This window comes from Nonomuraea antri (assembly GCF_013283785.1).
Lineage (GTDB): Bacteria > Actinomycetota > Actinomycetes > Streptosporangiales > Streptosporangiaceae > Nonomuraea > Nonomuraea antri.
This window is the reverse complement of sequence record NZ_JABCPZ010000034.1, coordinates 1-17,505: the sequence shown is the minus strand read 5'-3', so window position 1 is coordinate 17,505 and position 17,505 is coordinate 1. Positions and strand designations below refer to the sequence as shown.

The 17,505-nt window shown below is 64.4% G+C and carries 14 protein-coding genes and 2 pseudogenes; 10 read left to right on the top strand and 6 right to left on the bottom strand.

Annotated features, from left to right (window positions below; all coding sequences use genetic code 11):
* Positions 1-15: 15 nt before the first annotated feature.
* The 4 genes from HII36_RS59475 (at position 16) to HII36_RS14055 (ending at position 4,693) form a co-directional block, all read left to right on the top strand.
* Entirely contained in the window at positions 16-2,025 is a 2,010-nt protein-coding gene (locus tag HII36_RS59475; RefSeq protein ID WP_173523599.1) for a hypothetical protein, read from the top strand.
* A gap of 263 nt (positions 2,026-2,288) precedes the next feature.
* Positions 2,289-2,570: a hypothetical protein gene (locus HII36_RS14065; RefSeq protein WP_173523598.1), complete on the top strand. Its 282-nt coding sequence runs from the start codon at positions 2,289-2,291 to the stop codon at positions 2,568-2,570.
* A 373-nt stretch (positions 2,571-2,943) separates the two neighbouring features.
* Positions 2,944-3,666 (top strand): hypothetical protein, encoded by a 723-nt coding sequence (locus HII36_RS14060; RefSeq protein WP_173523597.1) that lies wholly within the window; start codon positions 2,944-2,946, stop codon positions 3,664-3,666.
* A gap of 121 nt (positions 3,667-3,787) precedes the next feature.
* Positions 3,788-4,693: a hypothetical protein gene (locus HII36_RS14055; protein WP_173523596.1), complete on the top strand. Its 906-nt coding sequence runs from the start codon at positions 3,788-3,790 to the stop codon at positions 4,691-4,693.
* On the opposite strand, the gene HII36_RS14050 is transcribed toward HII36_RS14055, so the two are convergent.
* Positions 4,680-5,978: an IS701 family transposase gene (locus HII36_RS14050; protein ID WP_217369510.1), complete on the bottom strand. Its 1,299-nt coding sequence runs from the start codon at positions 5,976-5,978 to the stop codon at positions 4,680-4,682. The two genes, HII36_RS14055 and HII36_RS14050, sit on opposite strands and share 14 nt — an antisense overlap.
* Before the next feature lie 439 nt (positions 5,979-6,417).
* Positions 6,418-6,727 (bottom strand): annotated as a pseudogene (locus HII36_RS14045) (IS5-like element ISDge16 family transposase); the annotation flags it as partial.
* Positions 6,728-6,756: 29 nt separating this feature from the next.
* On the opposite strand from HII36_RS14045, the gene HII36_RS14040 reads away from it, so the two are divergent.
* The 4 genes from HII36_RS14040 (at position 6,757) to HII36_RS14025 (ending at position 9,532) form a co-directional block, all read left to right on the top strand.
* Positions 6,757-7,401, top strand: coding sequence for a restriction endonuclease (locus tag HII36_RS14040; protein WP_173523595.1), 645 nt, complete (start codon positions 6,757-6,759; stop codon positions 7,399-7,401).
* A 256-nt stretch (positions 7,402-7,657) separates the two neighbouring features.
* Positions 7,658-7,891, top strand: coding sequence for a hypothetical protein (locus HII36_RS14035; protein ID WP_173523594.1), 234 nt, complete (start codon positions 7,658-7,660; stop codon positions 7,889-7,891).
* 4 nt (positions 7,892-7,895) lie between these two features.
* Positions 7,896-9,278: a hypothetical protein gene (locus HII36_RS14030; RefSeq protein ID WP_173523593.1), complete on the top strand. Its 1,383-nt coding sequence runs from the start codon at positions 7,896-7,898 to the stop codon at positions 9,276-9,278.
* A gap of 2 nt (positions 9,279-9,280) precedes the next feature.
* Positions 9,281-9,532, top strand: coding sequence for a hypothetical protein (locus tag HII36_RS14025; protein WP_173523592.1), 252 nt, complete (start codon positions 9,281-9,283; stop codon positions 9,530-9,532).
* A 563-nt stretch (positions 9,533-10,095) separates the two neighbouring features.
* On the opposite strand, the gene HII36_RS14020 is transcribed toward HII36_RS14025, so the two are convergent.
* From HII36_RS14020 to HII36_RS14010, 3 genes are all read right to left on the bottom strand, one after another.
* Positions 10,096-11,892: an ATP-binding protein gene (locus HII36_RS14020; RefSeq protein WP_173523591.1), complete on the bottom strand. Its 1,797-nt coding sequence runs from the start codon at positions 11,890-11,892 to the stop codon at positions 10,096-10,098.
* Complete coding sequence (locus tag HII36_RS14015) at positions 11,889-13,013, bottom strand: hypothetical protein (RefSeq protein ID WP_173523590.1); 1,125 nt, start codon at positions 13,011-13,013, stop codon at positions 11,889-11,891. Before HII36_RS14015 ends, HII36_RS14020 begins: the two co-directional genes overlap by 4 nt.
* A 471-nt stretch (positions 13,014-13,484) precedes the next feature.
* Positions 13,485-14,462, bottom strand: coding sequence for a hypothetical protein (locus HII36_RS14010; protein ID WP_173523589.1), 978 nt, complete (start codon positions 14,460-14,462; stop codon positions 13,485-13,487).
* A gap of 557 nt (positions 14,463-15,019) precedes the next feature.
* On the opposite strand from HII36_RS14010, the gene HII36_RS14005 reads away from it, so the two are divergent.
* Both HII36_RS14005 and HII36_RS14000 read left to right on the top strand, forming a co-directional pair.
* Positions 15,020-15,295 (top strand): hypothetical protein, encoded by a 276-nt coding sequence (locus HII36_RS14005; protein WP_173523588.1) that lies wholly within the window; start codon positions 15,020-15,022, stop codon positions 15,293-15,295.
* 633 nt (positions 15,296-15,928) lie between these two features.
* A pseudogene (locus HII36_RS14000) lies at positions 15,929-16,267 on the top strand (leucine zipper domain-containing protein); the annotation flags it as partial.
* 31 nt (positions 16,268-16,298) lie between these two features.
* Here the strand turns inward: HII36_RS14000 and HII36_RS13995 are convergent.
* Positions 16,299-17,417 (bottom strand): hypothetical protein, encoded by a 1,119-nt coding sequence (locus HII36_RS13995; RefSeq protein WP_173523587.1) that lies wholly within the window; start codon positions 17,415-17,417, stop codon positions 16,299-16,301.
* Positions 17,418-17,505: the final 88 nt, after the last annotated feature.

Here is a 17,505-nt window from a genome sequence, read left to right as displayed (position 1 = left end):
ATAGATCCGGCGCTGATGACGCAACTCATCGCCGAGATGAAGCGCCTAGAGGGATCATGGTCTGATGTTGACGTCCAAATCCACAATGCCTTGCGCTCGATCGGTACGACGATCTCCGGCCCTGGTCTTCTGAAGGACATCGGGTTCCAGGTCGCGAGAGAGGTACCCAGGCTGCAGCAACGCCTCGACCTCATCATCAATACCCAGAAGATCGGACTGGACAAGGGAGTGGTCTGGGCAGACGAAACGCTCTGGGCATCCAACTCGCCTGCGGGTGGTGCGGCAGCGGCCAAGTCCGTCGCCGACCAGTTGCGGAAGGCGAGGAAGGACGCTACGGAAGCCGGGGGCCCGATGGTACTGAGCCGCGAGACCCTTGATCTTTTGGAGCGGCACCAGCACGATCCGTACTTCGCCGTCGCCCTCATGAAGGAGATTCCTCCCAAGGAACTCAAGGCTCTCTTAGGTGATCTTCATGGCTCAGTACGCAACCCTATGGTCAAGGATGGTGCAGGACCACAGTCTTCAGACCTGGATCGATTGCTGAAAACCTTGAGTGTGACCCTCGGAACAGCCTCGCGAGGCGTCGGCGACATGAGGCTGCCCAAGGGGTACACCGATGAGCTGATAGCGACCGACGGATCTGTGGCTGCGGTAGACGGCCGTATCGTTGACAAGCTCCTGCAGTACGGCACCTTCGACGACGCGTTTCTTCGCGACATCGCCAACAAAGTCTTCGACAACGCGCAGAAGCCAGCCTCGGAACGCGCGGACGTCATCGCGTTCAGTTCCGGACTGGCGACTGCGCTGGCGAGGAATCCAAGGGTCGCTCAGGATTTCTTCACCGATCCTGTGCGTAAGCCCCTGGCCTTCCTGATGAGAGAGACCCACTGGAGCGACCGTGGTGCGGCGCTCGGCCGTGCGATCGAGGCCGCCACTCGGACATACCGCGACCATGGTCAGCCTCCAGGTACTTCACGCGGATACAAGTCGGCGCTCATCGCATCGTGGGCCGGCCACTTCTGGTCGGATCCAAAAGCTCAGGCCGCCCTTGCCGATAGCCGACAGAGTGCCGCTCGCATCTTCTCCACCTATATGAGCGACGTTCATCGTGTCGCCAACGGCACTACCTCCGAGAAGCCAGGGGTTCATCCACTGCCAGATACGGACCCCAACCTCCCCGGCAACCAACCTCATGGTGCCCGCTTCGACAGAGAAAACCTAATGAAGGCGATGACCTGGGCGGCAAAGGATCCGAAGGCATTCAGTGCCATCGTTGAAGGCCACGGAGAGTACAGCCTCAAGCTGTTGGATGCACGTGCAGCAGCGGTCGCGAAAGAAGTGAACGGCGAGTTCACCGCCTGGCTGAGACGCCACCCTGAAGCCACGAAAGCCGAGCAGAGTGCCTATCGTGAGAAGATTTTGAAGGACAGCATGGCCGGCAGCCCGGGAGATTTCTTCAAGGCCCAAGTGTTCTCCTTGAGCAAATCGCTCTACTTCGTGACCGACGCCGGCAATATGGCCAGCATCAACGATGCCGATAGAAAGGATGAGCGAAACAAAGCCTTCTCAGAAGGCCTTGCAAGAACCACCAAGCTGGCGCTCACGCCGTTCGGAAACGCGCCCGCCGCGATCTTCGAGTTTGCCGAAGGGTTTGTCAGTGACAAAATAAAGTTCAACGAAGGCGATAAGGCGCGCGATCAAGGAGAGAGCAAGCTGCTCCAGAGTCAGAATCTTTTCAAGGATGTAACCGCAAACATCATGATGCGATACGGCCTGTTTGGAAAGGAAGCCGCATCAGATGGAACCCATCCTCACGCATTCGGAAACTCCGCAAAGGGCTCGGAAGGCGATTTTCTCGAGGGAGGTTTGATCAAGCCGCGCAGCCAAATGACCGAGACCGAGGTGGCCGCGTACGAGGAGTGGTTGAAGCACTCGAAGGCTTCGGGCATCTTCGCCAGCGTATCCCAGAATGTCGAGCAGGGGTTCCAGAGGCCTGTTCCAAAGTACGAGGAGGCCAAAGATTGAAACCTTGTCGTACGACAGGGGTAATGCTGGTAGTTCTAGTCACCACCCTAGCAGCCTGCACGCCTTCCTCTTCGCCTCTCCCTAAGGATCAACATCCCTTGGCGAGCGTGACAGTGCCGCCACTGGAATGTGGAGTCGTCTCCCGCCAAGCCATAGCTCGCGCTCTGGGACTGAACAACTTCCTCGCGAGTGGTTCGACGTCAGTAACCCGTTTTTCGCACTGCATCATCAACAAATCTCCAGAGCCAGACACCAGCGCACTGATGTCCATCGAACTGTACAACCCATTCGACTCCACACTGGAAAGCCTAGAATACACGCAGGAAAAGGATAAAGGGATCGACCTCCCCTCTGGCGCAGGCCCTGGCTACAGCGCTCCCATAAAAGACGCCGACGGGAATGTCGTTGGAGCAAAAGCGCTAGCTTGGACACAAGAAGGCAAGAAGCTTCTTTCTATTTACATAGCTCGCGGGGCACCAGGAAGAGATCACCGAGCGGACGTCATCGAATTCGCACGACAGCTGCGGTCGCTTCTTCTCTCGTGAGCCCATTTTCAGACGTCTGCGCCGGCCTCTACCAGAATCAAAACCCCAACATGGGATCCGTCGCCGTCCTGCTACGCCATATGGCCCCGCCATCCGGAATGCAGCGAGTCAAAGGCTTTTCCGTGGCAGCGAGTGATCCGACCTGGCAGGTATGACATATACCGCAAAGAATGACTCTGGCAAGGACCATCCACTACATCACGCATACTTTCTAGCCAATTTGCCAGGACGGGAACAGAGACCGGACTCCCAGGACAACCTGTACAGGTGCAATACAGGACTGCTGCTGCGGCACCTGGAGCAGCGTTGCTGCCTGCGCACGGACCAGTGGACGGCCGTTCGCGAGGCTTCTGACGTTGAGCTGCTGGAGCGGTTGGGCGAGCACGGCGAGCAGGTGCCGGTGGCCAGGATCGACTTCGGGGCGCGGCCGGGGGGTGAGAATCGGCCGCAAGAGGCGTTCTCCGCGTTGTTCATGATCAAACGCCAGCTCGCCCGGTACCGGATCACGACTCCGCGATTCGACTTCGCCGCGATCACCTACCTCCACAAGCTCGGCTTCGACATCGCGCACCGGGTTCCGGAGCTGTTCCCTCGGAGGGAAACCGGCATCGCCCTGGATCTCGCCGACGCTGTCATGACGCTTCCTGTCCTGCGCGTGGGCCAGCAGCTGTTCCAGCTGGTGAACTCACGAATGGACGAGGTCTTTACCCGGAGGCGGATGCAGCGCCGCATGCCGCAGGAGGATGCCGAGCAGATCCTCACGCTGGTGCCCGAACCGGACCTGCTGCACGAGCTGCCGCGCCTGTTCGCCAAGGATCTGAACGACGCCGCCGAAGAGCATGCGCGCATCGTGTTGCTGTTCGACACCCATGAAGCCTTCTTCGGCGAGGCCATCGGCGACGCGGACAGCCTGATCCACGCCGACAAGCTGATGCGGGACGAGTGGCTGCGCTGCCTGCTGAGCCACCTCGATCTGGGGGCCGGGATCGTCGCCATCCTGGCGGGCCGTACCCGTCCGCCCTGGTCGACCACGCCCGTCTTCCCCATTCCCGAGCGCCGGCTGGACGTTACCGAGGGCGTCTACAGACGCGATTGACGATCGAGATCATCCGCGTTCATAAGTCTGAACTCTAGAGCGAGATTTATGCCACGATTGTCGCATCATTTCGGCAAGGGGAGGCTGCTTGGTCGTTTTCGCCTGCGCAGAATGTGGCGCCGTGGTGACCACGCGAGTGGCGCGAGTGGCGCTTCCCGACCACGCCGGCCAGAAGTACGGCTATGGCCTGCTCCCCAGTCTTCTGGAGCCAGGAACATACGCCGTGGACCCTGGAGACGGCCGGCCTTGGCAACCCTTGCAGCCCGAACCGGAAATATATGGCGTCCGGCTAATGAGGTACTGCATCACGGGCCCGGCGGACAGGATCGGGATTGCGCCGGGCGACGTCCGGCGAACGGTCTTCATCTGGGAGCGGCTGGGCGGCTGCTGTTGCGGGTGGGACGGCCAATACGGCCCCAACCTCGCGTGCGCAAAGTGCGGCCATCCGGTGGCGACCCGTGTCGACGACTGCGGGTTCTGGCAGGTGGTGTGGCTGGAGCCGGACGCCGTGCGCCCCGTCGCCGTCGCCGGCCCCGTCCAGCGCGTGATGGACTGGGAGGACCTATCGAGCACGCCACCCGTTGACCAGCGTGGTTACTGGAGTCCACAGTGGGAGGCTTCGGTCGCGGTGGCACTGGCGCACCTGCTGACGGTCTCGGATGGTAAACAGGTGGCCGTCCCCGATGGGCCTGTCGCAGAGGTGTTTCGTCAGGCGATCGACGCTCTCTTCCCTCCTGGGCCACCGGAACTACACCTCGTCCTGGCCGGGCCCGGCCTGCCCGCCGCCATCACCGACATCGCCCTGGTACCACGGCATCCGCAGACCGGCGAGGTATGGCCATGCGAGGCAGGAGCAGTGGTCCCGCTGGCCGCAGATGTGTGGACGTATCTGGCCTTCCACGACGATCGGCGGCTCTTACCGGCGGCGTACGGGATGCCCGCCGGCGTTCGCCGCGACGATCCGCCCCCACTACTGCCGAACTCTCTTTTCCGCCCTAATACTCCAGCCGCACTTATCGATCTTTGAGCGGTCGTCGCTGGTAGTGGCTTTGCCGGGCGCGGGCTTGATGACGTCGTCGCCAGCGCGACCAATGCAGGATGTGCTCCACGTCGACGAGTGGACGGGTCAGCAGGGCGAACAGGCGGCGGATCTCGTTGGAAGAGATCGCGACGAGCTGACCCGTGCCAGCAGGTGAGGCAGGTTCGGGACGGAGAGTGGCGCGGGTGACGGCCAAGAAGGCCAGGGCGAGCATGGCCAGGGTGACATAGCGATACCAGGCGGGATAGAGCCGGACCTGGTAGTGATCGAAGGCGGCCTCGTTCTTGCCGGTCTGGAAGCATTCCTCGATCGTCCAACGGGCTCCGGCCACCTGCACCAGGCGCTGTAACGGCACCGGTCGGGGCGTGTGGCACAGGTAGAAGGCCAGGTCGGTGGGATTGCTGAGGGAGCGGCGGATGAGCAGGCGGTGGGCTGGGCCAGCGGTGGCGATCAGTGCCCAGTCGTAGCGCCGCTCGCCCTTGGCGCCCGGCCCGCAGGACAGGCGCTGCCAGCCGCTCTTGGGCACCTTGGCGGCCATGACATCGGCGCGGACCTTGCCGGCACCGGTGGTGATCTGGTGGGCGCGGGAGACGGCGAGCACGTAGCCGACCTGGTGTTCTTCCAGGTAGCGGCGTAGCGGACCGTTGTCGCCGTAGGCCTCATCGGCGGTCACCCAGCCGAACGGCACCCCCGCGGCCAGCACTCGTTCGATCATGGCCTGCAGCAGCTGGGGTTTGGTGGCGAAGCCGGTCTGCTCGGGGATCTGTGCGGCGGCGCAGCGTTCGGGCTGGGCGATCCAGGAGTCCTTGGGCAGGTAGAGCTCCCGGTCCAGCACGGCCCGGCCGCGGCCGGAGGCGTAGCCGAGGAACACCCCGATCTGGCAGTTGGCGACCTTGCCCAGCGTGCCGGTGTATTGCCGTTGCACTCCCGCTGAACAGGCCCCCTGCTTGGCGAAGCCGGTGTCGTCGCCGACCAGGACTCCATCAGCTTCGCCCAAGTGCTGCATCAGATAGGCGCGGATGTCGTCGCGCACGCCATCGGCATCCCATTTGGCGGCATTGAACAGCCGCTGCATGCCATCAGGAGTGCTCTCGCCGGCGTATTCGGCCAGCGACCAACCGTTCTTACGCTCCAGCCCGGACAGCAGGCCCTCCAGGCAAGCACGTGCCCGCCGCCGCACCTCGGGTCGTTTGAAGCGTCCCGCCACCAGCGCGAACGCGGCATCCAGACCGGCTTGCAGACGGGTGGCGTCGAGATGTTCTACCCTGGCCATCGCGGCCACCGCATGATCTTCAGATCCATCACACCTGAATGATCACAGCGGTGGCCGTTCCCCTTTAATCCGGGATTTGCCTGGGCAGACCCAGGCAGTACTGGGTCTGCCCAGGCATGCCTAAGCACACCTACTCCGGGGAGAAGTGCAGCTGGAGTACTAATGCGTGGGTGTTCCTCAACACGCTGGAGCGATTACCAGCGGTTCAGCAGCCGTGGTTGCGCCGCATCTATGACCGGATAAAACATCGTCCATACATCAACCCGTTCTGGTAGCCGTCAGACCTCGAACCCAGGCGTATACGCCACCTACATCAGCCCGTTCTCGCCGACCAGCTCCATTCCTCAGCCTGGGCCTGACGATCTTTGGTCTCGCAGCGCAGACCGCAGGCAATCCCTCTGATCGCCGTACAGGCTCTAGGCCGCGTATCGAGTCGTATTCAAGACGTGGTCCTGGTGAGGTCTTTGATCCAGATCATTGAGGCGCGCAGGTGGAGGCCGGCCAGGTAGCTGTCCGGAGTCTTGTCATGCCTTGAGCCTGTTGATCAGGCGCTCAACGGTGTTCCTCTCCTTGTAGAGATCGGCGTCGTAGTCGATAGGCCGTCCGCCCGCGGAGCCCTTGTTCTTGCGGTTGGCAGCCTGATCTCTCTTCTTCGGGATCACCGCCTTGATGCCGCGCCGGCGCAGGTGAGCTCGGTCACCGCGGGAGGAGTAGGCCTTGTCGGCGGCGACCGCACTCGGCCAGGTACGGGACGGCCGGCAGCCCCCACCTGTTGAGAATGGAGGCCGAGCGGGCCGAGTTTCAGGACCTCGTCCGGGCCGACGTCAACCCAGTGGCCTACCTGAAACGGCTCAACGCGCTCGTCTCGCCGAACCCCTACAATCTCGAAGCCATCGAGCCGTTCATCACCGTCGATCTCAAGCGGTTTCGCTTGTCGGAGGACATGAACGTCCTGTCGGGGCTGGACTCGCGGCGCAACCTGCTCAAGCTCTCACCGACCGCGTTCGAGCACCTGGTACGGGAGTTGTTCGTGGCCATGGACGCCGAGGCCTGGACCACCATCCCGTCCAAGGACGGTGGCGTGGACGCCGTGGCGACCGGCGACGACCTCTTCTTCAGCGGCGTCTGCCTCATTCAGGCCAAGCGGTGGTCAAGGCTGGTCGGGTTAGAGGCGGTGCACGCGCTCACCGGCGTCATGGCCGACCACAACGCGACCATCGGCGTCCTGGTCACCACGTCGTGGTTCGGCCGCGCCAGTGAGCAGTTCGCCCAGCGCAACAGGATCACTCTGATCAACCGAGCCGAGCTCAAACACCTCATCAAGAAGCATCTGAAGATTGATGTGTTTCCGGGCGCAACTCCACCGAGAAACGCGAGGGCGTCTGACCACAAACAGTCTGGGCGACCTGGCCCAACCATCTAACTTCTCTTGGCACAGGTTCAGCGCTAGTGGCAAAGCTCAGCCATGCCCTTCCTGAATTTATCTTTCGCCCGGAAGGCAGCGAGAGACGAACAATAGGCCGACGCGGCGCGGCCACCATCAGGGGATACGCACGCGCGGTCAGTTCGGTTCATGCCGTATGCCAGTTCGGCAAGTTCACTCGACCGGCCGCAATTCTCCCTTTATCGTCACGTGGGTCTACGGGATAGCTGCCCATGAAGAACAAGGGATCCCTGACATGCCGATGTCGCGTGAGCAGGTGGAGCAGGCGCTGCGGCGAGCCGAAGAACTGACCGATCAGGTACGCGGTTCCCTGGACCGCGCTCTCGGGCTGATGGGCCAGCCGGTGTGGACCGGGCCGGCAGCCGACCAGTTCGGCGCCGAGTTGGCCGCGCAGAGGCAGGCCCTGCTGACCGCGTGCACCGGCGTGGTCGACGACCTACGTGGCCTGCTGGCCCGAACTCAGGGGTAATGGCATGGCCCTCGACGGCATGGTCCCTGACGGCGTCCGCGCACTCAAGGACGAACTGAGCAAAGCGCAGAGCACCCTTGAGTCCGCGGGCAACGAATTGTGGAGCCTGCTGCTGGGTGTCGGGCTCGCCACCGCGCATGCCGACACGATTCGCAGGATGGGCGGCTGGGCCGGGTCCAAGATGCCCGACCTCCATCGGCGCGTACTGCTGCTGGAGCGCCTGGTGGCGCACGATCCCAAGGTCAAGCCCGACCTGCCGGTGTTCATCAAACCCGAGATGTTCGACGGCCGGCCGCTGCCCACGGTGGGCGGCGTGTGGGACCGGCTCCTTCAGGACGTGCAGTCCACTTTCGATCTGGATCAGAACTCCGGCAACCCTATGGCGGAAATGGCCAAGGGCGCGGTGGAAAGCACAGCCGGTCTCGCGGGCACGATGTGGGATTACTCCGAACTACGTCGGCTCATCGACCGCGACGGATGGCTGCGCCAAGCCCAGGACACCAAGGACGGGATCGTCGCCGGGGTGCAGAATCCCTGGGAGTTCCTCAAGGGGATCGTGGATTGGGAGACCTGGGTCGACAATCCCAACCGCGCTTTGGGCAGGCTTGGGCCCGACATTCTGATCGGCGCCGCCACCGGCGGCCTCGGCGGCGCCGCCTCCGTGGCGAGCAGGATGGCCCGGGTCGTCAGCAAGATGGACGAGCTTCTCAAGGTTGCCAAGGCCAACGCAGGCTCAGCCGTCGCCCCTGCCCGAATCAAGTCGGATGGCAGCTGGGAGTGGAAGAACTTGACCCTGAGCCCGGAGGCCAACCGTGTGGCAGACCGCAGGCTCGCCAAGATGCGGGCGGTCGAGCCACAGATATCGTCGGGGGTGCAGGCTGCGGCGGGTGACCTCGGAGCCGAAATGTCGGGCTTCCCCGAGCATGTGCTCAAAGGCCCGGACCGATTCAAGGAAAAGCTCGCGAAGGCGATGGAGAACAACCCTCACAGGACACCGGAGGATCTCAGCGCCAAACTGCACGACGGAATCCGCTACACCTTCACCTTCAGTGAAGATCGCTACGCGAAGGGCGTCGCGGATACAAAGAAGGCATTGGAGCAGCGTGGGTTCGAGTTGGTCCAGCAGATCCCGAACTGGAGTGAGCCCGGCAAGTATAAGGGGGTCAACACGAGGTGGCGGGGACCTGATGGGCAATTATTCGAACTGCAGATACACACGCCATCGAGTCTGTGGGCGAAGGAAGTGACGCACGAAGTCTACGAGTACAAGAAGAAGCTATCGCCTCAGGACCGGGCACGCTTGGAGGAGTACGAGAAGCAGATCTTCGAGGCTGTCCCCGTACCACGCGGAGCAAGAGACATCCCCGAATACACGGAAAGTGATTGACCATGGAAGAGCAGGTCACGTACTACGGCCTCTTGTTCACCGACGACACTCGCGATTCTCCGAGCGGCCTGGCACGGCGACGCATCCTGTCGGATGGCGGCATCATCGACGAAACCTTTCGGAGAGATCTCCAATGGCGTGAAAGTGACATCATCGATAGCTGGAGGCGTGGCGAGTCGACAGAAAGGCTTGTCGAACTCAGCGAAGCAGAGGCAGAGCGGGTCATGGAGCGGTTTCGGACGATGTTCGGCTAGGTCGGCAAGAGGCCAGTCCTTTCCACCCAATCTTGTGGCCCCTCCAAACATTCCCTGAGATTGCAAGCCAGGATGGCTAGGAACGGAGGGTCATGGGTTCCTGATGCCTTCAATGCCTCAGCCGCCGTAGAGTCTGTGGCAGCCCTGATTGCGTGTGCGGAACTCCGGAGGGTCCGGCGGAAACAGCTCCTCGCACTTCGCCGCCATCAGGGGAGACACTTTCTCGACCTTTCTCTCTCCCCCCCGGCCGAGATCTCGTTGAAATCAGCGAAGCCGAGGCGGAGCAGGTCATGGAAGGGATCCGTGAGAAGATCGGCCGGAAGACGCAGTAGAACCTCAGGCCGGCGCTCCTGATCGCGGGCCTCCCGGATGACTGAGCCTGTACTGGAGCAGGGTCAGCAACGCCGAGATTCGCACCCGTGGTCATGCGCTCAACAACGTGGTCTATCGGACCGATGATGAGCCCACGTCACGCCGCCGCTCAAGCAGCCGTCCTATGCCCGTATGCCATCAATCTGCCGGCATGCTCGAAGCGCATGCCGCCTGCGGCGCCCCCGGATTGGTCACGCCGTGTGCATGCGACGGGAACGCGCCGGGCGCATCTGCACGAAGACCGGGTTGCGGAACACCGAGCCCGTCAGCAGGCATTGTCCCTGCCCCAGCGCGGGAACCGTCGACCACAGCGCCTCGTGCACGCCGCCCGTGGTGGCACGCACCGGAGCCAGGTTTCCGGCCGACTTGAGCTGATGGATGAATCGCGTGTTCGCCAGCTCGAACAACTCCTCCGGCACATGTCCGGGCTGCTGCGACACCAGCACCAGACCCATCCAGCGCTTGCGGCCGCGACGGCTGATGACCTGCAACTGGTCCAGTACCGCTCGCATCCTGCCGGCGCTGGCCCGTGAGACGAACGTGTGCACCTCCTCGATCACGACCAGCACCGGCGGCCGCGGCCGGCCGTCCTTGCCGATGGGTTCGCCGCGAGCCACCGCGATCACCCGGTCGAACAGGGCCTGCAGCAGGAAGGAGATGGCGATGTTGCGGGCGCTGTCGTTGGTCTCACTCACGTCGAAGACGCTCAGGCGCCGCTCCACGAGAAGCTCGTCCACGTCCAGGTACGGCGTATTCCTGGTGGGCCGCCAGTCGAGCATCTCGGATCTGCCGAGCTTGTACAGCTTGTTCCGCAGCGTCGACGCGGTGGCCTTCTCCATCGAAAGGAGCCCGGGCGAGAGCAGGGGCATGCCGCCCGTGGTCGGGTCCTCCTGCAAGCCGTCGATCAGGTCGCTGAGATCGTAGGGGCGAGCGGGAGAAGGCGGTGCGGGGGCGGCGAGGGCGCCCATCTTGCCCGGCCGGGAGGTCCTCTCCGCGTTGCGCCGGGCCTGGCCTGTGATGGCACCCCACATTCTCACCTGGGGTTCGGTGAATTCGAGAACGTCGGCGACTATTTCCTCGGGCACGTCGGCGATCGGCACCTTGAAAGGCAGCGGATCGGGTGCGTCCGTCATGCCGGCGTTCGGCACGTACACCCGGAAGTCCGGGATGCCGCGCGGACGCCGCTCGTCGAAACGTTCCTCCAGCAGGCGGGCGAGGTGGGGCTCGTCGTTTCCCTCGTCCATCCGTACGTATTCGCCCTCGACGTCGATGGCGACGACCGCCCAGCCGGCGCGAATGGCTTCCTCCATCAGCACCTGGGTGGTGTTGGACTTGCCCGATCCGACGGTGCCGAATATGCCGGCGTTACGCGGCAGGAAACCCTTGTTCGCCGAATTCGCCTCGACTCTCACATCGTCGTAGCCGAGCAGCGAGCCCAACTGCATGTCGCCTTCGATGCCGAGCATCCGGCGCAGCCGGTCGCTGGGATAGATGAACACCTGGGAGTACGGGCGGGGGCGGGTCGAGGTGGGGAGAACGTTCTCCGTAGGCGTGACCTCACCGAGGATCTCGATCGTGCCGGCGGCGTAGTAGGTGGGCCGGAACTGGGTGCGTTCCGGATGGAGCAGTGTGGTACGGCTGATGGCCGAATCGGGGCTGATCTCGTGTGGGCTGTGGAAGGGGCCTTCGACGACGCGTCCCAGGAAGACGATGCCTTGTTCGGTGTCGTCAACGCCCACGTATGCGTCGCGGCGGAAATGGCGGCGCAGTTGTTCCGAGACCATGACGCCACTGCTGGTGTTGTCCGTTCCCGGCCCGTCGAAGGCGACGAAACCGAGGGTGATCAGCGATCGGGCGAGGCTGGCTTCGGCGGCCTCCACGTCTTCGGCAGGAATCTCCTGTTCCGCGGGGGCAGGCGCGTCGTGCTGGTCTTCCGGCCCTTCCAGCGATTCTTCGACCTCGGCTTCGATCTCGGTGTCCGAGCTCATCCTCGTGTCCTCCGCGGGTCCAGATCGGTGAGTCCGTGCTCCACTCCGAGTTCCATCAAGCGCGTTTCGATGAACGTCCGGAATTCCCCGCCCTTGAACATCGTGCGGGCCACGTTGTCGGCGAGGTCGATGTGGAAGGGAAAGCCGCGCGCGGTCGCGGGTGCGCCGGTGTCGGGCAGGCCTCGCGTCCAGAGCGCGTCGGCGAGAAAGAGCGCCGCCGCCTCCTCGACCCGCTCCCGGTGACACTCCAGGAGAAACGGACGATGCCCGGCCTTGATCAGCAGAATGGTCACCTCCGGCCCGACCTCCGCGATGAAGGAGCGGAAATTCGCCTGATCCATCCGGTTGAAAAGGGCCTTGGTCCCTCCCGACCTCTCGTCGCCGTCCAAAAAGCCGGTGAGGTCGTCGGCCAGCGTGCGCAGCTCGATGAACTCCCCCGGTTCCAGGACTATGCCGGCGTTGAGCACGTCCAGGTCTTCGGGGCTTTCACTGACCGCGATGAACCGCTGGTCCTTGATGTAGTGGCGGACGAGATCGAAGACGGGCGGCAGATTCCCGCCCGGATGTCCCACGCCGGTACGAAGTTCGAAGGGAATCAGCTCGCCGTGGATCATCCGCCAGTCGGCCTCTTGCGCGAGCAGGAGTTTGCGTTCGCCGAAGAGCATGAGGGCACGGCTGGCCAGGTTCGAGGTGCCGTGCACCTTGCGGAGATTGTCGAAGAACTCTCTGGCCGTGTCGCCGGTGGTGGTCAGCTCGTGCTCGAAGACCCTTGTCACGAGGCCGACGGATTCGCCGGTGTTGGTGACGATCACCACGCCGACCTGGATCTTCGTGCCGCTGAGGAGGGGTACGGCGGCAAGCGTCCCATCGGAGGCGGCGACGACTCCGGTGCGTAGCAGATGCTTGGCCCATTGCGTCTTCTCAAGCGGCGGACGACGTATCTGGGCGCTCAGATCTGGATTCTCCGCCAATATCTCGGCGCGGAGCTGCTCCCGCCGCTCGTGGGAGGCCAGAACGGCCGTGTCCACCCGCTCCCGCAGGTGGTCGACATATTCTTCGAGCTCCATCCATGGCGCAACCGACAGGATGTCGGCGAGGCTTTGCGCGTCACGCTGTTCCACTGGACCTCCAGCTCCTCCAGTGACGCTTCGCAACCGATCACCACACTCTGTTGAAGAGTAGCTACGCGTCCGGCGGAGATCCAGGCTTTATAAGCACCAGGTCACTCTCGGTGGAAAGCGCACGCATGAGTGCTTGAGCTCGCCTGTTCGGAGTCGTTCAAAGCGGGGGAAAGATTTCTCGCGCCTGGGGCGATTACCAGGAAGGCGACGCCTCACCACTCGGCGCAGGCGCGAATCACGCGACGTGAGAATCACGCGGTCGACGGCGGGCAGAATGGCGGGCGGCGCCCATCGATCGTCGATCACGTGCCCGGCTCTCAGCCATCCATCGGTCGCTGTCTACCGTGCCGCGCCGGTTCGCCTGCTTTACGCCCCCGGTGTGCCGCCGGCCTGCCGGTGACAGTGCGCCGCCCTTCTGGTCATCTTCGTGTCAGCTTGACGCGCGTGCGCCGGGGCTCGTCGCCTCTTGCCTCATGAGGTGGCCAAGGTCTGGAGATCGCCCCGGACCAGCATCTGGTTGGCGAACATCACGTTCGTGGTGCTGTTCAGGGTCAGGACGGCCCGCAGCACCGTGTGATCGTCCGAGCTGACCCGATCGTGCGCGATCTCCTGGGCGTGCTTTCCGTACGTCCCGCCGTTGCTCATGCTTCCCGTCGGGACGAGGCGGGTCGTCAGGGCGCGTTCGACGTCGGCGGCGGCGGATGTCGCCGGCAGCACGCAGATGACGTTGACGGGCCGGTCGTTCAGATCGGCTGGACGACGCAGCCCCACTCCGTACAGCGTGACGGTGCCACCGGCAGGGGACGGGGCCATGATCGTGGCGGCGGCGACGTCGCCGAGGCAGGCGGCCACGGCCGCGTACGCCGGCTTATCGGCCAGCGCCGTCTCCCCGCCCAGGACGTCCGTGAGCAGTTCGGGGGTCGAGGCCGCCGCCACCAGGGAATCGGTGACCACCACCTGGTTGAGCTGGTTGGTCACGCCGGGAACGAGCGCGCGGGACAGGTCGATCTCGTCGCCGGGGAAGAACGAGAGCCCTTCGTGGCCGCCCATTTCGCGAGGCTTGGCGCCGCGGGCGGCCAGCTTCTCGCGGACGGCGTCCGAATCGACGTCACCGTCGAACCGGAACGCCTGCCGGGGAGGCACGCCGATCGAGATCGCCCGCGTACCGGCCTCGGGGGTCATCCCCGTGGCCTCGGGCAGGGCCGCCGCGGCCGGGGCGAGGTCGCCCAGGCCGGAGACGGCCGCGGGTAACCAACGGCGAGCCTCGCCGGCACCCGCCTTGACGCCCAGCTCACGCCACCAAGCCGGTTCGCCGTATTCGAAATACGCGGCGGCGGGTCCCTCTCCGGACACGGCGGCCATCGCGTCCATCAGGCCATCTTCGCCGGCGTTCTGCCCGCATCCGGTCAGGACCAGCAGCGCGGTCAGCGCCATACTCACTTTTCGCATGGGCGCGAGCGTAGACGGCGTTCCCGGGGTCTCGCTGGTGAATCATCGCGTCGAGGCGCGGTATGTCAGTCGGGCCGCGGCTCATATCGGTTTGCCCCACCGAGCAGCCGTACGGTGGAGCGCGGAAGGCTCGGCGTTGACGGGCCGACGCGGCCGGGAGTGCGTGGCTGTCCTACGACACCCCGATGTCGGTAATGCCGGGGTGAGGTCGAGACATCCTCAGCATCACGCTGGGAGGCCATTGGGCTTTTCGGACGCTGAGGAGATACCGGGTGCGGTGGCTGTGCTTGCCCTTCGATCTACCCCTGTCATGTTGTCCCCTGAGCCTGCCTGGTCTGCAGCCTTTTCTCCGCAACGGCGGCTTTCTCGTGGAGGTCGGAGCGTTCCAAGTACCTCCCACGGGAGAAACACACCGGGTGCCGGGGGAAGAAAGCACACCTGGCGATCGGCCGCGTCCAGCGACGATCTGCAGCATCTGCCATTGTGCTCATCGTCAGCCCCGAGCCCCTCCCAGCGGCGCGGGGATTCCCTTCCTAGCTGTACAAAGGCAGGAATGCGTGAACGCTGAGGCACAGATCCTCGAGTTGGTGACGCGACTTCGGGTACTGGAGGCAAGAGTCCAGACCATCCAGGCGCTCACCCTCTCAACAGTGGCCAGAATCGCTGAGGCATTGATCGAGCTCACCAGTACGCGCGACGAGGTGGTTCAGGACCTCGCCGTGCTCCTCGACGAACTCAGCGGGCTTCGTCAGCACATGCACGACCATCTCTCCGAACTGCGCACCGACCTGCATAATCGGTTCAGGATCTTTCCGCCTGAAACATTCAACTAGCCCGACTCGTCATTAATCGTGGCAATGACGCCCACGGCGTGCCGACAGCCTGATCTTGGGGCGTGAGTAGCCAGGGTGTGTTGTGGGCGGGTCGCGGGGGAGGTCTCTGATGAAAGGGGTTCGCCAGCCAAGAAGAACCCGTGATTCGGAGGCCTCGTGACCATGAGGAGCTGTCTGGAGTGGGGTCACGTGGTTGAGATGAGGAGTCTTGACCACGTGACCGGCCCCGGAGGTGGAGCTCGGTCTCGTAGCTTTCCGGAGACGGGTCGAAATCGGCCGAGAGACCACGCCTGCCGGTGGTGCGGGGGTAGCGCTTCGGGATCGAAGGCGACGGGCCGTTGACCGGCTGGCTCCTTCCTCCCCTGGCTGGTCTGCTGGTCCCTCCTCGCAGGGAGGAGACCCAGCCGTACCTGGCCGACGCTCGCGGGTGCCGACCTGGTCATGGTGGCCGAAGGCGAGTCACGCCTGCTGCGCCTTGCCCGCTGAATGAGCTGAACGGTGGCGTGCCAGGCTCTGGCCGTACTGACCACAGAGGTTAGGTACGGGACGACACGACTCGGATGATCTTGTGAAAAGGTGAGGGCCTTCGGTTCGGTGTGGATTGTGACATCTGCACCTGAACCAGAAGGCTTCATGCCCCACCGCAACGCCCCGCTGACCGAAATCGGGCGTCTGCGCCTGGCCCGCTGCATCGTCGAGGACGGCTGCCGCTGTGCCGCGCCGCCGAACGCTTCCAGGTCGCCGTCACCACCGCCCGGCGCTGGCAGACCGCTACCGCCGGCACGGAGCAGCCGGCATGGCTGATCGCTCCTCACGTCCGCACCACCGTCCGCGCCGCACACCCACCCGCACCGAGCGGTGCATCATCGAGGTGCGACTGGCCCGCCGGTGGGGCCGGCGTGCATCGCCTACCTGCGCCCCTCGACCGTGCACCGCGTGCTGACCCGCTACCGGCTCTCCCGTCTGGCCTACAGCTCGATGGTCGGGAGGGACGGTGTGGCTTTCATTTGGTGGACCAGAGGATCCAGTTGGGTGGGGCGGCGCCGGACCAGCCCAGTAGCCAGGTGTGGGTGGTGCCGGGTTGGGTGGCGATGGCGGTGAGGCGGGTGAAGTCGCCGGGGAGGTGGACCGGGGTCAGGCGTCCGTGCGACAGGTGGGCGAGTTTGTTGCCGTCCGCTTCCGGGAGCCAGAAACCGCCGGTTCCGTCCGGGGCGATTCGGCCGCTGATGTCCCAGGCCACCGGTTTGCCGAGGTGTTGGGACCAGGTGGTGCCGTTCCAGTGCAGGATCAGCAGGCGGGCCTGGACGCAGGTTTCGTCCTCCATGGGGGTGCAGGCCGGGGGCGGGATCTTGGAGCCGACCCGGCCCACGGCCCAGACGTCGTCGGGGGCGGACGCGAACTGGTCCGTGAGGAACAGCCAGGAGCGGCGGGCGTCCTTGGGGAGGTCGAGTTCGGGGGACGGGATGGGGTCCCAGACTCGGCCGTTCCAGCGGGCGAAGTGCGGGACGTTCTCCGCGGCCGTGTACTGTTCCGCCTCCTTGTCGGCCGGGCGGCGGAAACCGACTGCCCAGGCCTTGTTCGGGCCCAGGACGCTGACCGTCTGCGGGGTCATGCCGAGTTCGTACTTGCGGGTGGAGCGGCCGGAACGGCGGACGAGGGCGGTTCCCTTCCTGAGCCAGAGCCCGTCGGTGCCGAACGCCGCCAGGACCGTGTCGCTGGTCAGGGTGCTCTCGTCGGTCCAGGTGGTGCCGTTCCAGCGGGCTGAGCAGCCGGTCTTGCTTCCTTCGCCGAGCACCCACACGGCGCCCGCGGTCGTCGTGAGGACGCGGGTCAGTTCGGTGGCGCAGTCGGGCGCGGGGAGTGAGCGCCATTCGCGGCCGTTGTAGTGCCAGACCGCGCCGCTGATGGTGTTGTCGGCATCGCTGATGGTGTTGTCGGCATCGCTGATGGTGTTGTCGGCACCGCTGGTGGTGTTGTGGCCGCCGCTGATGATGCTGTCGCTGATCGTGCTGCCGGGGTTGGGCGTGGCGCATTTGGTCTGGCGTTTGCCGACGACCCAGACCTGTCCGTCGTGCGTGGTGGCGAGGTCGGTGGGGTTGCCGTCGGTGAATGCCACGGCCATACGCCAACCTGCGGCTTGGGTCATGGGTGGGGGTGTGGTCATCGGGACGTCTGTGCGGACGCAGGTCAGGGTGGGGCTGGGGGTGAAT

Coding starts and splice junctions, on each gene's coding strand:
- HII36_RS59475 (WP_173523599.1), top strand. CDS start 16: ATGACGCAACTCATCGCCGAGATGAAGCGCCTAGAGGGATCATGGTCT.
- HII36_RS14065 (WP_173523598.1), top strand. CDS start 2,289: ATGTCCATCGAACTGTACAACCCATTCGACTCCACACTGGAAAGCCTA.
- HII36_RS14050 (WP_217369510.1), bottom strand. CDS start 5,978: ATGGCCAGGGTAGAACATCTCGACGCCACCCGTCTGCAAGCCGGTCTG.
- HII36_RS14040 (WP_173523595.1), top strand. CDS start 6,757: ATGGAGGCCGAGCGGGCCGAGTTTCAGGACCTCGTCCGGGCCGACGTC.
- HII36_RS14035 (WP_173523594.1), top strand. CDS start 7,658: ATGCCGATGTCGCGTGAGCAGGTGGAGCAGGCGCTGCGGCGAGCCGAA.
- HII36_RS14030 (WP_173523593.1), top strand. CDS start 7,896: ATGGCCCTCGACGGCATGGTCCCTGACGGCGTCCGCGCACTCAAGGAC.
- HII36_RS14025 (WP_173523592.1), top strand. CDS start 9,281: ATGGAAGAGCAGGTCACGTACTACGGCCTCTTGTTCACCGACGACACT.
- HII36_RS14020 (WP_173523591.1), bottom strand. CDS start 11,892: ATGAGCTCGGACACCGAGATCGAAGCCGAGGTCGAAGAATCGCTGGAA.
- HII36_RS14010 (WP_173523589.1), bottom strand. CDS start 14,462: ATGCGAAAAGTGAGTATGGCGCTGACCGCGCTGCTGGTCCTGACCGGA.
- HII36_RS13995 (WP_173523587.1), bottom strand. CDS start 17,417: ATGGCCGTGGCATTCACCGACGGCAACCCCACCGACCTCGCCACCACG.